We start from the raw sequence: 15,334 nt of genomic DNA on the forward strand, positions 1-15,334 counted from the left end.
AGCCGCCATCCGGCAGAATGCTATACTCACTTGAACCCGTATGCATTACCGGCGATAATTCGCCCCAATAAGCGATTTACAAAGCAATCCCTTCCTCGTCGGGTTTAACGACGCGGAGGGGATTTTTTTTCATCTGTTTTTAATGTATCGACTTTATAAGAGGTCAGGACATGAGCACTTTAGGTCATCAGTACGATAACTCTCTGGTATCTAACGCGTTTGGTTTTTTACGCCTTCCGATGAACTTCCAGCCGTACGACAGTGACGCTGACTGGGTAATCACCGGCGTACCGTTCGATATGGCGACCTCTGGCCGCGCGGGCGGTCGTCACGGCCCGGCAGCGATCCGTCAGGTTTCTACCAACCTGGCCTGGGAGCACAACCGCTTCCCGTGGAACTTCGACATGCGCGAGCGTCTGAACGTGGTGGACTGTGGTGATCTGGTGTACGCCTTCGGCGACGCGCGCGAGATGAGTGAAAAGCTGCAGGCCCATGCCGAGAAGCTGCTGGCAGCCGGCAAGCGCATGCTCTCCTTCGGCGGCGACCACTTCGTGACCCTGCCGCTGCTGCGTGCCCATGCGAAACACTTCGGTAAAATGGCGCTGGTGCATTTTGATGCGCATACCGACACCTACGCGAACGGCTGCGAGTTCGACCACGGCACCATGTTTTATACCGCGCCGAACGAAGGTCTGATCGACCCGAACCACTCCGTGCAGATCGGTATTCGCACCGAGTTCGACAAAGACAACGGCTTCACCGTGCTGGACGCGTGCCAGGTCAACGATCGTGGCGTGGACGATATCATCGCGCAGGTTAAGCAGATCGTCGGTGATATGCCTGTTTATCTGACCTTTGATATCGATTGCCTGGATCCGGCTTTTGCGCCGGGTACCGGTACGCCGGTGATCGGCGGCCTGACGTCCGATCGCGCCATCAAGCTGGTGCGCGGTCTGAAGGATCTGAACATCGTGGGTATGGACGTGGTGGAAGTGGCCCCGGCTTATGACCAGTCTGAGATCACTGCGCTGGCCGCAGCGACCCTGGCGCTGGAAATGCTCTACATTCAGGCGGCCAAAAAAGGCGAGTAAGCCTCGCCTGGTGTGAAAAAAAACCTCTCTCTTGAGAGGTTTTTTATTGTCTTCAGAACACGTTAAACGGGTATTCCACGTAAGCGCGGATCTCGTCCCCGCCCACGTTATAGTCGCTGGCGTTGCTGGAGACGCGCAGCACGGAATAGCGCAGTTTCAGTTTCAGATCCTTCGCCGGACCGTTCTGCACCTGGTACTGGATCTGGTTAAACCACTCGTGCTCTTTGCCGTTGCTGGTTTCAGACGTCTTAATGTTGTCGCCGCGCACGTAGGCCGTGGTCCAGCTCAGGCCCGGCAGGCCGAGGCCGCCGAAGTCCAGGCCGTATGACGCCTGCCAGGAACGTTCATCTTCGCCGTTAAAATCAGACCAGTAAGAGTTTGCCAGCCAGATGGTGTTGCCGCCGTCACCCACGCCGCCCTTGTCGCGGTAGCCGCCGTAGTTGTAGCCAGTGCTGCCGCTGCTCTGCTGGTATGCCACTTTGAACGTGTGAATATCCCAGATGTAGCTCGCCGCCAGGCTCCAGATGGTGTTGCTGCGGCCCGTGTCGAGGCTGTCAGCGTAGCCCTGATCCAGACGCGAGTTATAACCATTGAAGTCGAGTACCAGCTGCTGTCCGGTGCTGAATGGTTGTTTGAAGTTCAGTCCCAGGTACTGTTTGTTCATCACCTCTTCGTTATGAGAGGCATACAGCGCGCCGCTGAACTGGTCGTTGAACTGGTAGCTTGCGCCACCGAAGGTCAGGCTTTTCAGGCCGCTGTCGTGGCGGTCGTCGCTTTTACGCTGCTCGTCGGTGAAATAACCGGCATTCACTTCCAGCCCATCGATCTCTTTCGAGGTCAGCATGGCGCCGGTGTAGCTTTCAAACAGCAGGCGGGAGCTGTCGGCATTAACAATTGGCAACTCAGGACGCTGATTGCCGTAGCTCAGTACGGTATTAGAGATGCGCATTTTGGCCGTCGCGCCAAACTTTGCCAGATCGGATTTGGCCCGGCCATCATCTTCCTGTTTAAAGAAGTCGATGCCGCCCGCGCCGCTCTTGCCGCGACCGCCGTCCAGGCGCACGCCGTACTGTGCGATGCCGTCCACGCCAAAGCCCACCAGCCCTTCGGTATAGCCGGATTCAAAGGTGGCGATGATGCCCTGACCCCATTCGGCTTTATCCTGCTGGCCCTGATGGTAGTCGCGGCTGATATACGCATTGCGTAAAAACAGGTCTAAATGGCTGTCGTCGATAAAACCCTGGCTGTCAGATTGCTGGCTGGCAGCGGCAGGTAATGTGACGAATAAACTTAAAGCAATTGACGATAATTCTTTTTTCACGGAGGGAACGTCTCTGTCTTAATATATTAAATTGAATTACTGCGCGTTTGATAATTACCGGAATGGTTAACGATTGCAATAAATATGTGACCAGACATTTCAATAGGGAAGGACTGATTTGATGCGGCTTTCAGAGGTGTTACCGATACGTGCGATTAATTTAGCAATTCATGCGAAATAAAAAGGAGGCAAAATTGCCTCCTTTCAATATTATTTAATTCCGTCAGCGGCCATACGGTCGCGAATATGCTGCGCGCGCGCTTCTGAGGCCGGGTGATCGTCAAACATGGAGCTTTGGCGTCCCGCTTCCAGTTTGGCCAGTTTTTCGAAGCTGGTGGCTAAACCTGATGGGTTAATGCCGCGTTTGCGCAACAGATCGTAGGAGTAGTCGTCCGCTTCGGATTCCTGACGCTGTGAGAACTGGGAGTTAACCAGCTTTTCGCCTACGTCACCAAGCTGCGACTGGGACAGGCTGCCAACGATACCGCCCGCAGAGGCCGCCGCCGCGCGGATGGCATTGGTGCCTAAGGCAACCTGCATCCCTTTCTTGACGTGGCCGAGCGCAACGTGGCCCATTTCGTGGCCGATCACCGCTTCGACTTCGTTGTCGGTCATCATGTCCATCAGGCCGCTATAAACGCGGATACAGCCGTTTGCCATTGCGAAGGCGTTGACGTCTTTCGCCATGTAAACCTTGTAGTTCACGGGCTGACCGTTGATGTTATCGCCAAGCGCGGAAGCAATCTTATTCAGACGCTGTGTGTAGGTACTGTTAGCCGGGGCAAGCGTGGCTTTTCCGTCCATATCTTTACAGGCCTGATCGCTCAGCGCTTTCACCTGCGCGTCGCTCAGAGAATAGGCCTGAAAGGCTTCTGCGCCTGACGTCATCAGACCGTTAGAATCCATATTCTGACAGCCGCTCAGCAGGAGCGTCGTACCCAGGGCCAGCACTATTGCACGCATTTTCATGAGGTTGCTTCCGTACTCGTTAATCTGAATAAAATCCGAAAAGTGCACCGTCAGCGAAGCCGGTGTCGGGCTAAGTATAAGGAATATCTACAGGGGCGGGCGAGCAGATTGCGCAACATGCGAGCATGATCCAGAGATTTCTTAAGCTGCAAAAGAATGGTCCATGTACATGCCCTGCGGCTTGGGTTACATTGTTGGCACTTTTTTCCGGCGTAGCCCAAAACGCGCTGTCGTCAAGGGCATGGCCTTTAACAGTCCGATCTGGAGTTAAAATGTCCTCACGTAAAGAGCTTGCTAATGCTATTCGTGCGCTGAGCATGGACGCAGTACAGAAAGCCAAGTCCGGCCACCCGGGTGCCCCTATGGGTATGGCTGATATCGCCGAAGTCCTGTGGCGTGATTTCCTTAACCACAACCCGCAGAACCCGGCATGGGCTGACCGCGACCGTTTCGTGCTGTCTAACGGCCACGGCTCTATGCTGATCTACAGCCTGCTGCACCTCACCGGCTACGATCTGCCAATCGAAGAGCTGAAAAACTTCCGTCAGCTGCACTCCAAAACTCCAGGTCACCCGGAAGTGGGTTACACCGCTGGCGTAGAAACCACCACCGGCCCGCTGGGTCAGGGCATCGCTAACGCTGTAGGTATGGCGATTGCCGAGAAGACCCTGGCGGCGCAGTTCAACCGTCCTGGCCACGACATCGTTGACCACTTCACCTACGCGTTCCTTGGCGACGGCTGCATGATGGAAGGCATTTCTCACGAAGTGTGCTCCCTGGCCGGTACCCTGAAGCTGGGCAAACTGGTTGCGTTCTACGACGACAACGGTATCTCCATCGACGGTCACGTTGAAGGCTGGTTCACTGACGACACCGCAGCTCGTTTCGAAGCCTACGGCTGGCACGTTGTGCGTGGCGTTGATGGCCACGATGCTGACTCGATTAAACGTGCAGTAGAAGAAGCGCGTGCTGTGACTGACAAACCGTCCCTGCTGATGTGCAAAACCATCATTGGCTTCGGTTCGCCGAACAAAGCCGGTACTCACGACTCCCACGGCGCACCGCTGGGCGATGCGGAAATCGCACTGACCCGTGAAGCGCTGGGCTGGAAACACCCTGCATTCGAAATTCCATCAGAGATCTACGCTCAGTGGGATGCGAAAGAAGTGGGCCAGGCGAAAGAAGCGGCCTGGAACGAGAAATTCGCGGCTTATGCGAAAGCCTTCCCTCAGGAAGCGGCTGAATTCACTCGTCGTATGAAAGGTGACATGCCGTCTGACTTCGACGCGAAAGCCAACGAGTTCATCGCTAAGCTGCAGGCGAACCCGTCTAAAATCGCGAGCCGTAAAGCGTCTCAGAATGCGATTGAAGCGTTTGGTCCGTTGCTTCCAGAATTCCTGGGCGGCTCCGCTGACCTGGCGCCGTCTAACCTGACCCTGTGGTCTGGTTCGAAGCCAATCAACGAAGATACTGCCGGTAACTACATCCATTACGGTGTACGTGAGTTCGGTATGACCGCGATTGCCAACGGTATCTCTCTGCACGGTGGTTTCCTGCCGTACACCTCCACCTTCCTGATGTTTGTGGAATATGCACGTAACGCCGTGCGTATGGCTGCGCTGATGAAACAGCGTCAGGTGATGGTCTACACCCACGACTCCATCGGTCTGGGCGAAGATGGTCCAACTCACCAGCCGGTAGAGCAGGTGGCTTCCCTGCGCGTGACCCCGAACATGAGCACATGGCGCCCATGTGACCAGGTGGAATCCGCGGTGGCGTGGAAGTACGGCGTTGAGCGTCAGGACGGTCCAACCGCGCTGATCCTCTCCCGTCAGAACCTGGCGCAGCAGGAGCGTACTCCAGAGCAGCTGGCGAACATCGCGCGCGGTGGTTACGTGCTGAAAGATTGCGCGGGCCAGCCTGAGCTGATCTTCATCGCCACCGGTTCTGAAGTTGAGCTGGCTGTTGCTGCATGGGAAAAACTGACTGCCGAAGGCGTGAAAGCGCGCGTAGTCTCCATGCCGTCTACCGATGCGTTCGACAAGCAGGATGCGGCTTACCGTGAATCCGTACTGCCTAAAGCGGTTTCCGCTCGCGTGGCTGTGGAAGCGGGTATTGCTGACTACTGGTTCAAATACGTGGGTCTGAACGGCGCTATCGTCGGTATGACCACGTTTGGTGAGTCTGCGCCAGCTGAACAGCTGTTTGAAGAGTTCGGCTTCACCGTTGAGAACGTTGTCGCTAAGGCGAAAGAACTGCTGTAATTGTTTGTACGGTGCGGGCTGATGCCCTCACCCCACCCTCTCCCACCGGGAAAGGGTGCAAACACTAAAAACGGTAACCCTCGGGTTGCCGTTTTGCTTTTCCCTCGCCGTGAATTATTCCACCTAAAATGTGACGCAAGTCATATAGCTCGCTTATTCATCTGGACAACCATTCCTTTTATTCCGCGATTCGCTTATTCTTGCTGAAGCGTTTCAGTCGATTAAATGTTCGACAATTGACCAATCAATCGCAGTTTGTGACAGCAAGGATTCCCCTTCGGGCGTCGCTGGATTACTCTTTCAGCCACCTCAAACTCAGGGATAGCTTTGCAGGAGATCTATGACCGTACGCGTAGCGATTAATGGCTTCGGTCGCATCGGGCGTAACGTGGTTCGTGCTTTATATGAATCCGGGCGTCGTGCGGAAATAACCGTGGTAGCAATCAACGAACTGGCGGATGCTGCGGGCATGGCGCATTTGTTGAAATATGACACCAGCCACGGCCGCTTTGCCTGGGATGTTCGCCAGGAAAGAGATCAGCTGTTTGTCGGCGACGATGCCATCCGCGTACTGCATGAGAGCAGCATTGCAGGGCTACCGTGGCGTGAACTGGGTGTGGATGTGGTGCTGGACTGTACCGGCGTGTACGGCAGCCGCGAACATGGCGAAGCACATCTGGCTGCAGGTGCAAAAAAAGTTCTTTTTTCTCATCCCGGCAGTAACGACCTCGACGCGACCGTCGTGTTTGGCGTCAATCAGCATGAGCTGCAGGCCGAACACCGTATTGTCTCTAACGCCTCCTGCACCACCAACTGCATTATTCCGGTCATCAAACTGTTAGACGATGCGTATGGCATTGAATCCGGCACCGTGACCACGATTCACTCTGCCATGCACGATCAGCAGGTTATCGACGCCTATCACCCGGATTTGCGACGCACTCGCGCGGCGAGCCAGTCGATCATCCCGGTGGATACAAAATTGGCTGCCGGGATCACCCGAATTTTCCCGCAGTTTAACGACCGTTTTGAAGCGATTGCCGTGCGTGTTCCCACGATAAACGTCACCGCAATTGATCTCAGCGTAACGGTGAAAAAACCGGTAAAAGCCTGTGAAGTCAACCTGTTGCTGCAAAAAGCGGCACAGGGGGCATTTCATGGTATAGTTGACTATACGGAATTACCGTTGGTCTCAGTAGATTTTAACCACGACCCGCACAGCGCTATCGTCGATGGCACACAAACGCGCGTCAGTGGGGCACACCTTATCAAGACGCTGGTCTGGTGTGATAACGAATGGGGCTTTGCTAACCGAATGCTCGACACCACGTTAGCAATGGCCGCTCAAGGTTTCAGGTAAGACGCATCGTGCGTCTGCAAAACTTTAAGAATCAACGAGAGGATTCACCATGTCTGTAATTAAGATGACCGATCTGGATCTGGCTGGTAAACGCGTTTTCATCCGTGCCGATCTGAACGTACCGGTTAAAGATGGCAAAGTGACCAGCGACGCGCGTATCCGTGCATCTCTGCCAACCATCGAACTGGCTCTGAAGCAGGGCGCTAAAGTGATGGTCACCTCCCACCTGGGCCGTCCAACCGAAGGCGAGTACAACGAAGAGTTCTCTCTGCTGCCAGTTGTTAATTACCTGAAAGACAAACTGTCCAACCCGGTTCGCCTGGTGAAAGATTACCTCGACGGCGTTGAAGTCGCTGCCGGTGAACTGGTTGTTCTGGAAAACGTTCGCTTCAACAAAGGCGAGAAGAAAGACGACGAAACCCTGTCCAAAAAATACGCTGCTCTGTGCGACGTATTCGTCATGGATGCCTTCGGTACGGCTCACCGTGCGCAGGCGTCTACTCACGGCATCGGTAAATTCGCCGACGTCGCGTGCGCGGGTCCTCTGCTGGCTGACGAACTGGAAGCGCTGGGTAAAGCGCTGAAAGAACCTGCTCGCCCAATGGTCGCTATCGTTGGTGGTTCTAAAGTGTCTACCAAACTGACCGTTCTGGATTCTCTGTCTAAAATCGCTGACCAGCTGATCGTTGGCGGTGGTATCGCGAACACCTTCGTTGCCGCTCAGGGCCACAACGTGGGTAAATCCCTGTACGAAGCAGACCTGGTTGACGAAGCCAAACGCCTGCTGGGCACCTGTGATATCCCGGTTCCAACTGACGTTCGCGTGGCGACCGAGTTCTCTGAAACCGCAACCGCGACCCTGAAATCTGTTAGCGACATCAAAGATGAAGAGCAGATCCTGGACCTGGGCGACGTTTCTGCACAGAAACTGGCTGAAATCCTGAAAAACGCAAAAACTATCCTGTGGAATGGTCCTGTCGGCGTGTTCGAATTCCCGAACTTCCGTAAAGGGACTGAAATCGTTGCTAACGCTATCGCAGACAGCGAAGCGTTCTCTATCGCAGGCGGTGGTGACACCCTGGCAGCAATCGACCTGTTCGGTATCGCTGACAAAATCTCCTACATCTCCACTGGTGGCGGTGCATTCCTCGAGTTCGTGGAAGGCAAAGTTCTGCCAGCAGTAGCAATGCTCGAAGAGCGCGCTAAGAAGTAAGCCATTCAAGGGCAGGGAAACCTGCCCAATTTTCAGCGCGCTTATAAGAGCTCGCACCTTTTCTAACGGCCGAAGATACAGGACTAAGCAACATGTCTAAAATTTTTGATTTCGTAAAACCTGGCGTTATCACTGGTGATGACGTACAGAAAGTGTTCCAGGTAGCTAAAGAAAACAACTTCGCTCTGCCAGCAGTTAACTGCGTGGGTACCGACTCCATCAACGCCGTACTGGAAACTGCTGCTAAAGTTAAAGCGCCAGTTATCGTTCAGTTCTCTAACGGTGGTGCAGCGTTCATCGCAGGTAAAGGCGTGAAAACTGATGTTCCTCAGGGTGCTGCAATCCTGGGTGCTATCTCTGGTGCGCACCACGTACACCAGATGGCTGAGCACTACGGTGTGCCAGTTATCCTGCACACTGACCACTGCGCGAAGAAACTGCTGCCATGGATCGACGGTCTGCTGGACGCAGGTGAAAAACACTTCGCAGCAACCGGTAAGCCACTGTTCTCTTCTCACATGATCGACCTGTCTGAAGAGTCACTGCACGAAAACATCGAAATCTGCTCTAAATACCTGGCGCGCATGGCCAAAATGGACATGACCCTGGAAATCGAACTGGGCTGCACCGGTGGCGAAGAAGACGGCGTGGACAACAGCCACATGGACGCTTCTGCTCTGTACACTCAGCCAGAAGACGTTGATTACGCTTACACCGAGCTGAGCAAAATCAGCCCACGCTTCACCATCGCAGCGTCCTTCGGTAACGTACACGGCGTTTACAAACCAGGCAACGTGGTTCTGACCCCGACCATCCTGCGTGATTCTCAGGAATACGTGTCTAAGAAACACAACCTGCCGCACAACAGCCTGAACTTCGTCTTCCACGGCGGTTCCGGTTCTTCTGCTCAGGAAATCAAAGACTCCGTAAGCTACGGCGTAGTGAAAATGAACATCGATACCGACACCCAGTGGGCAACCTGGGACGGTATCCTGCAGTACTACAAAGCGAACGAAGCTTACCTGCAGGGTCAGCTGGGCAACCCGAAAGGCGAAGACCAGCCGAACAAGAAATACTACGATCCACGCGTATGGCTGCGCGCTGCACAGACGTCCATGGTGACCCGTCTGGAGCAGGCATTCAAAGAACTGAACGCGATCGATGTTCTGTAATTTGAGCTGCTAACAGCATCAGAAGGCCCGCAAATGCGGGCCTTTTTTTCGCGTTTTCAACATGCTGCAACATCTGCTTTTGTGATCTGTTTGGCAATATTTGCGCTTTTTGTTTACCCTTTACTGACCTGCCTGTCTCCATGGGGGATGGATTTTGTGTTTTGGTTTAACAAAAGGAAGAATAAATGGAACAACTCGATGTTGTAGACAGCATCAATCACGCCGGTAACTGGCTGGTGCGCAACCAGGCGCTGCTGCTGAGCTACGCCGTGAACATCGTCGCGGCGATTGCCATCATCATCGTCGGGATGATCGTGGCGCGTATCGTATCGAACGCGGTCAACCGCGTGATGCTGGCCCGTCACATTGACGCCACGGTGGCTGATTTCCTCTCCGCACTGGTGCGTTATGGCATCATCGCCTTTACGCTGATTGCGGCGCTGGGTCGCGTGGGCGTGCAGACGGCATCCGTCATCGCCGTGCTCGGTGCGGCTGGTCTGGCTATTGGTCTGGCGCTGCAGGGCTCACTTTCAAACCTGGCGGCAGGCGTTCTGCTGGTCACCTTCCGTCCGTTCCGCTCGGGTGAATACGTTGACCTTGGCGGCATTGCCGGAACCGTGCTGCAGGTGCAGATTTTCTCAACCACCCTGCGTACCGTCGATGGCCGTATCGTGGTGGTACCGAACGGGAAAATCATCGCGGGCAACATCATTAACTTCTCCCGTGAACCGGTGCGCCGTAATGAGCTGATTATCAGCGTGGCCTATGATTCCGACATCGATCAGGTAAAATCGCTGATTAGCAATATCATTGCTTCAGACGATCGCATTCTGAAAGATAAAGAGCAGACGGTTCGCCTCAACGAGCTGGGCGCGTCATCCATTAACTTCGTGGTGCGTATCTGGAGCAAGAGCAGCGATCTGCAAAACGTGTACTGGGACGTGCTGGAACGCATCAAGCGCGACTTCGACGCCAACGGCATCAGCTTCCCGTACCCGCAGATGGACGTAAACGTCAAAAAAGTAAAAGAAGCCGAATAACGTCTCCCGTAGGCCCGGTAAGCGCTAGCGCCACCGGGCTTTTATTTTATTAGCCATGCTAATACCCAATTAATATTATCAATTTCCTCTAATGGCATTCTCACAGTATAGTCTGCTCCAAAGACAATTCTGAGAGATTTACGTCATGTTATCCTATTACTTTCAAGGTCTTGCACTAGGTGCGGCCATGATCCTCCCTCTCGGTCCACAAAATGCGTTCGTGATGAACCAGGGCATCCGCCGCCAGTATCATCTGATGATCGCGTTGCTGTGTGCTGTCAGTGACTTGCTGCTGATCTGCGCCGGGATTTTTGGCGGCAGCGCCCTGTTGATGCAGTCGCCGTGGCTACTGGCGCTGGTTACCTGGGGCGGCGTGGCGTTTCTGTTATGGTACGGATTCGGCGCTCTGAAAACGGCGATGAGCAGCAATCTTGAGCTGGCGAGCGCCGAAGTCATGAAACAGGGCCGCTGGAAAATTATCGTCACCATGCTCGCCGTGACGTGGCTAAACCCGCACGTCTACCTTGATACCTTTGTGGTGCTGGGCAGCCTGGGTGGACAGCTGGACGTTGAGCCGAAACGCTGGTTTGCGCTCGGTACGGTCAGCGCCTCTTTCCTCTGGTTCTTCGGCCTGGCAATCCTGGCGGCGTGGCTGGCTCCGCGCCTTCGGACTGCCAAAGCGCAGCGCATCATTAATACGCTGGTGGGGCTGGTGATGTGGTTTATCGCTTTCCAGCTGGCGAAAGAGGGGATTCATCACGTACAGGGATTGTTCAACTAAGCGTTTGTCTTATGGACATCTGAACAAGACCCGCTAAGCTTGCTGGCATGCGCCCTGTTGATGGGGCACTCTTCGCAACATGGAGGAATGACAGTGAAGTTTAAAGTGATGGCCCTGGCGGCATTAGTAAGTTTTGGTGCGGTGTCGGTGCAGGCAAGTGAACTGCCGGATGGCCCGCACATCGTCACGTCAGGCACCGCAAGCGTGGACGCGGTACCGGATGTTGCAACCCTGGCAATTGAAGTGAATGTGGCTGCGAAAGATGCCGCTTCCGCCAAAAAACAGGCAGACGATCGTGTTGCGCAATATCTCTCTTTCCTGGAACAGAACGGTGTCGCTAAAAAAGACATTAGCTCTGCGAATCTGCGTACCCAGCCCGATTACGACTACCAGAACGGCAAAAGCATCCTGAAAGGCTATCGCGCCGTGCGCACTGTGGAAGTGACCGTGCGCCAGCTGGACAAGCTGAATTCCCTGCTGGATGGCGCGCTGAAGGCTGGCCTGAACGAAATCCGTTCTGTGTCGCTGGGCGTTGCGCAACCGGAGAAATACAAAGACGAAGCGCGTAAAGCCGCGATTGATGATGCAATCCATCAGGCGGAGCAGCTGGCTTCTGGCTTTAAGAGCAAGCTCGGCCCGGTTTACAGCGTGCGTTACCACGTCTCTAACTACCAGCCAAGCCCGATGGTGCGGATGATGAAGGCGGATGCCGCCCCGGTTTCTGCTCAGGAAACCTACGAGCAGCCAACCATTCAGTTCGACGATCAGGTAGATGTGGTCTTCCAGCTGGAACCCGTTGCAGCACAGCCGAAACCTGCACAATAATCAGTAGGCCGGGTAAGGCGTAGCTGCCACCCGGCTTTTCTTTTTAATCCTGCCTCAAAACCTTATGACCAAATGCCAGCAGCGCGTCGGTGACGTTGCGCATCATGCGGCTTTCCGGCGCAAAGCGGTGCCAGTACAGCATCCGGCGCTGATAGAGCCCCGGGGTTAAATCAATCAGCTCACCGCTTTTTAACTCTTTCTCTATCTGCAGGTGCGGGATCATGCAGCAGGTGGTGCCCTGGCGTGCCAGCTGCACAAAGGCTTCGGACGAGTTAACGATATGGCACGGCACGCTGCCCGGCGGCAGGTCGAAATTCTGCTGCAGGAAGGCCTGATGCATATCGTCCAGATGGTCGAACGCGACGGCAGGTGCTTTCAGCAGCGCGGCGCGGGTCACGCCGTTCGGGAAGTAGCGCTCGGCAAAGGCTTTAGAACCGACAAACAGGTAGTCCAGCGCGCCCAGTTGATCGACCAGACAGCTCGGCAGCGCCTGAGGCTGAATACTGACCGCCCCAACCACTTCACCGCGACGCAGGCGTTCCTGGGTGCGGGTTTCATCTTCAACCTGGAGATTCAGGCGGATGGGGGAGTCGGCCAGCACTGGCGCAAGGGCCGGCAGCAGCCAGGTCGCCAGACTGTCGGCGTTGACCGCCAGCGAGAGCAGCAGCGGCGTGGAACCCGTTTGTTCGTCACCCAGCCACTCGTCTTCCAGCAGTTCAACCTGACGCAGCAGGGCGAGAAGTTTTTGTCCTTGCTCCGTCGGACGCGGCGGCACGGTACGCACCAGCAGCGGCTGCCCGAACATGTTTTCAAGCTGTTTGATACGCTGTGATACGGCGGACTGGGTGATGCACAGCTTTTGCGCCGCGCGCTCAAAACCGCGTTCACGAATAACTGCATCAAGTGCCTGTAGTGTTCTGTAGTCCGGACGTTTCATTGCTCTGGCTGACTCCTTAATTTTGCTTAATCTGCACTATGACACAATTTTCCCTTCGTGGCAGACGAAATCCATTCGACGTGTTCTATAATGCGCCCTGAGTTTTCACACCACAGGCAAAACGATCATGACGCAGGATGAACTGAAAAAAGCAGTAGGATGGGCCGCTCTCCAGTACGTACAGCCGGGTACCATTGTCGGTGTTGGTACGGGGTCGACGGCGGCACACTTTATCGATGCGCTGGGCACGATGAAGGGGCAAATCGAGGGCGCGGTATCCAGCTCCGATGCCTCCACGGAAAAGCTGAAAAGCCTCGGCATTACCGTTTTCGATCTCAACGAAGTGGACCGTCTGGGGATTTACGTTGATGGCGCGGATGAAATCAACGGCCACATGCAGATGATCAAAGGCGGCGGCGCGGCGCTTACGCGCGAGAAGATCATTGCCTCCGTTGCGGATAAGTTCATCTGCATCGCGGACGCCTCCAAGCAGGTTGATATTCTGGGTAATTTCCCGCTGCCGGTCGAAGTGATCCCGATGGCGCGCAGCGCGGTTGCGCGTCAGTTGGTGAAGCTGGGTGGTCGCCCGGAATATCGTCAGGGTGTGGTGACCGACAACGGTAACGTGATCCTCGACGTTCATGGCCTGGAAATCCTCGACGCGATTGCGCTGGAAAATGCCATCAATGGCATTCCCGGCGTCGTCACCGTAGGGTTATTTGCCAACCGCGGCGCGGATGTGGCGCTGATCGGCACCGCTGACGGCGTGAAAACCATCGTAAAATGATCTGACGGGGGGAGCTCTTCCCCCGCTAAAAAATTTTTGAAAAGCTAAATTCGGTGACTTGTGTCACGTTTTTCCGCCTCTTTTGCCGATCCTGCCACGTTCATAAATTTCCGCAGCATTTTCCTCTGCCATTTTGCCCTGTATGACTTTTCTTCAGAGTGCCGACGCAAACGTTCATATTGCTGCAATAGTTTTTTTTGATATGTTGGCTACAGCGGATTTCAATCCAGCACAACATCAGTTCAGATAAAAACAGGGTCGGGGAAATGGCAAAGGTATCACTGGAGAAAGACAAAATTAAATTCCTGCTGGTCGAGGGCGTGCATCAAAAAGCAATCGATAGCCTTCGTGCAGCAGGTTACACCAACATCGAATTTCACAAAGGCGCGCTCGATACTGAAGAGCTGAAAGCGGCTATCCGTGATGCCCATTTCATTGGCCTGCGATCCCGTACTCACCTGACTGAAGATGTGATTGCCGCGGCGGAGAAGCTGGTTGCCATTGGCTGCTTCTGCATCGGCACCAACCAGGTTGATCTGAACGCTGCCGCAAAACGCGGTATCCCGGTCTTTAACGCGCCGTTCTCCAACACCCGTTCCGTGGCGGAGCTGGTGATTGGCGAACTGCTGCTGCTGCTGCGCGGTATCCCGGAAGCTAACGCCAAAGCGCACCGCGGCGTGTGGAATAAGCTGGCCGCGGGCTCCTACGAAGCGCGTGGTAAAAAGCTCGGGATTATCGGTTACGGCCATATCGGTACGCAGCTCGGTATTCTGGCGGAATCCCTCGGCATGCACGTGTTTTTCTACGATATCGAAAGCAAGCTGCCGCTGGGTAACGCGACGCAGGTGCAGCATCTTTCAGACCTGCTGAACATGAGCGACGTGGTGAGCCTGCACGTGCCGGAAAATGCCTCCACCAAAAACATGATGGGTGCGGAAGAGCTGGCGCTGATGAAGCCGGGCTCTCTGCTGATCAACGCCGCGCGCGGTACGGTGGTCGATATTCCTGCGCTGTGCGATGCGCTGAAGCGTAAGCATCTGGCGGGGGCGGCCATCGACGTGTTCCCGACGGAACCGGCCACCAACAGCGATCCGTTTAACTCTCCGCTGTGTGAATTCGACAACGTGATCCTGACGCCGCACATCGGCGGCTCGACTCAGGAAGCGCAGGAAAATATCGGCCTGGAAGTGGCGGGCAAGCTGAGCAAATATTCCGACAACGGTTCAACGCTCTCTGCGGTGAACTTCCCGGAAGTCTCTCTGCCGCTGCACGGTGGGCGTCGTCTGCTGCACATCCACGAAAACCGTCCTGGCGTGCTGACCGCCATCAACCAGATCTTTGCCGAGCAGAGCGTTAACATTGCCGCGCAGTATCTGCAAACCAACTCGCAGATGGGTTATGTGGTCATTGATATCGAAGCGGATGAAGACGTGGCTGAAAAAGCGCTGCAGAGCATGAAGGCTATTCCGGGGACGATTCGCGCGCGCCTGCTGTACTGATGGTGCGAGGTAAATGCAAAACGGTAACGATAGTTACCGTTTTTTATGTTTTCACCCTCTCCCTGTGGGAGAGGG

The 15,334-nt window shown here is 54.9% G+C and carries 13 protein-coding genes; 10 read left to right on the forward strand and 3 right to left on the reverse strand.

The window, feature by feature from the left end; genetic code table 11:
• Window positions 1-170: 170 nt before the first annotated feature.
• Window positions 171-1,091, forward strand: a complete 921-nt coding sequence (gene speB, locus ACWKXT_RS17440) for an agmatinase (protein ID WP_002434404.1) — start codon at window positions 171-173, stop codon at window positions 1,089-1,091.
• A gap of 52 nt (window positions 1,092-1,143) precedes the next feature.
• Here the strand turns inward: speB and ACWKXT_RS17445 are convergent, their stop codons facing one another.
• Window positions 1,144-2,412 (reverse strand): OprD family outer membrane porin, encoded by a 1,269-nt coding sequence (locus ACWKXT_RS17445; protein ID WP_454533011.1) that lies wholly within the window; start codon window positions 2,410-2,412, stop codon window positions 1,144-1,146.
• Between the two features lie 210 nt (window positions 2,413-2,622).
• Window positions 2,623-3,381: a metalloprotease LoiP gene (gene loiP / locus ACWKXT_RS17450; protein ID WP_248225861.1), complete on the reverse strand. Its 759-nt coding sequence runs from the start codon at window positions 3,379-3,381 to the stop codon at window positions 2,623-2,625.
• A 272-nt stretch (window positions 3,382-3,653) separates the two neighbouring features.
• Between loiP and tkt the strand changes: the two genes are divergently transcribed.
• The 7 genes from tkt to ACWKXT_RS17485 all read left to right on the forward strand — a co-directional run bounded on the left by tkt (window position 3,654) and on the right by ACWKXT_RS17485 (window position 12,036).
• Window positions 3,654-5,645, forward strand: coding sequence for a transketolase (gene tkt / locus ACWKXT_RS17455; RefSeq protein ID WP_080330053.1), 1,992 nt, complete (start codon window positions 3,654-3,656; stop codon window positions 5,643-5,645).
• 340 nt (window positions 5,646-5,985) lie between these two features.
• On the forward strand, window positions 5,986-7,005 hold the full coding sequence (gene epd, locus ACWKXT_RS17460) for an erythrose-4-phosphate dehydrogenase (RefSeq protein WP_080330054.1): 1,020 nt from the start codon (window positions 5,986-5,988) through the stop codon (window positions 7,003-7,005).
• Window positions 7,006-7,054: 49 nt separating this feature from the next.
• Window positions 7,055-8,218, forward strand: coding sequence for a phosphoglycerate kinase (gene pgk / locus ACWKXT_RS17465; RefSeq protein WP_454533012.1), 1,164 nt, complete (start codon window positions 7,055-7,057; stop codon window positions 8,216-8,218).
• A gap of 92 nt (window positions 8,219-8,310) precedes the next feature.
• The gene (fbaA, locus tag ACWKXT_RS17470) at window positions 8,311-9,390 is read left to right on the forward strand and encodes a class II fructose-bisphosphate aldolase (RefSeq protein ID WP_152082164.1); all 1,080 of its coding nucleotides are present in this window, start codon (window positions 8,311-8,313) and stop codon (window positions 9,388-9,390) included.
• Window positions 9,391-9,575: 185 nt separating this feature from the next.
• Window positions 9,576-10,430 (forward strand): small-conductance mechanosensitive channel MscS, encoded by an 855-nt coding sequence (locus ACWKXT_RS17475; RefSeq protein WP_262187244.1) that lies wholly within the window; start codon window positions 9,576-9,578, stop codon window positions 10,428-10,430.
• Window positions 10,431-10,575: 145 nt separating this feature from the next.
• Window positions 10,576-11,211 (forward strand): arginine exporter ArgO, encoded by a 636-nt coding sequence (gene argO / locus ACWKXT_RS17480; RefSeq protein WP_003860085.1) that lies wholly within the window; start codon window positions 10,576-10,578, stop codon window positions 11,209-11,211.
• Window positions 11,212-11,304: 93 nt separating this feature from the next.
• Entirely contained in the window at window positions 11,305-12,036 is a 732-nt protein-coding gene (locus ACWKXT_RS17485; protein ID WP_454527686.1) for an oxidative stress defense protein, read from the forward strand.
• Window positions 12,037-12,079: 43 nt separating this feature from the next.
• On the opposite strand, the gene argP is transcribed toward ACWKXT_RS17485, so the two are convergent.
• Complete coding sequence (gene argP / locus ACWKXT_RS17490; RefSeq protein WP_003860089.1) at window positions 12,080-12,973, reverse strand: DNA-binding transcriptional regulator ArgP; 894 nt, start codon at window positions 12,971-12,973, stop codon at window positions 12,080-12,082.
• 127 nt (window positions 12,974-13,100) lie between these two features.
• On the opposite strand from argP, the gene rpiA reads away from it, so the two are divergent.
• Window positions 13,101-13,760: a ribose-5-phosphate isomerase RpiA gene (rpiA, locus tag ACWKXT_RS17495; RefSeq protein ID WP_003860091.1), complete on the forward strand. Its 660-nt coding sequence runs from the start codon at window positions 13,101-13,103 to the stop codon at window positions 13,758-13,760.
• Window positions 13,761-14,026: 266 nt separating this feature from the next.
• Window positions 14,027-15,259: a phosphoglycerate dehydrogenase gene (serA, locus tag ACWKXT_RS17500; protein ID WP_119917096.1), complete on the forward strand. Its 1,233-nt coding sequence runs from the start codon at window positions 14,027-14,029 to the stop codon at window positions 15,257-15,259.
• Window positions 15,260-15,334: the final 75 nt, after the last annotated feature.

Source organism: Enterobacter sp. UPMP701 (genome assembly GCF_053709515.1).

Bases quoted from the DNA above. Each gene is read 5' to 3' on its own strand.
- speB (WP_002434404.1), top strand. From the start codon at position 171: ATGAGCACTTTAGGTCATCAGTACGATAACTCTCTGGTATCTAACGCG.
- loiP (WP_248225861.1), bottom strand. From the start codon at position 3,381: ATGAAAATGCGTGCAATAGTGCTGGCCCTGGGTACGACGCTCCTGCTG.
- tkt (WP_080330053.1), top strand. From the start codon at position 3,654: ATGTCCTCACGTAAAGAGCTTGCTAATGCTATTCGTGCGCTGAGCATG.
- epd (WP_080330054.1), top strand. From the start codon at position 5,986: ATGACCGTACGCGTAGCGATTAATGGCTTCGGTCGCATCGGGCGTAAC.
- pgk (WP_454533012.1), top strand. From the start codon at position 7,055: ATGTCTGTAATTAAGATGACCGATCTGGATCTGGCTGGTAAACGCGTT.
- fbaA (WP_152082164.1), top strand. From the start codon at position 8,311: ATGTCTAAAATTTTTGATTTCGTAAAACCTGGCGTTATCACTGGTGAT.
- ACWKXT_RS17475 (WP_262187244.1), top strand. From the start codon at position 9,576: ATGGAACAACTCGATGTTGTAGACAGCATCAATCACGCCGGTAACTGG.
- argO (WP_003860085.1), top strand. From the start codon at position 10,576: ATGTTATCCTATTACTTTCAAGGTCTTGCACTAGGTGCGGCCATGATC.
- argP (WP_003860089.1), bottom strand. From the start codon at position 12,973: ATGAAACGTCCGGACTACAGAACACTACAGGCACTTGATGCAGTTATT.
- rpiA (WP_003860091.1), top strand. From the start codon at position 13,101: ATGACGCAGGATGAACTGAAAAAAGCAGTAGGATGGGCCGCTCTCCAG.
- serA (WP_119917096.1), top strand. From the start codon at position 14,027: ATGGCAAAGGTATCACTGGAGAAAGACAAAATTAAATTCCTGCTGGTC.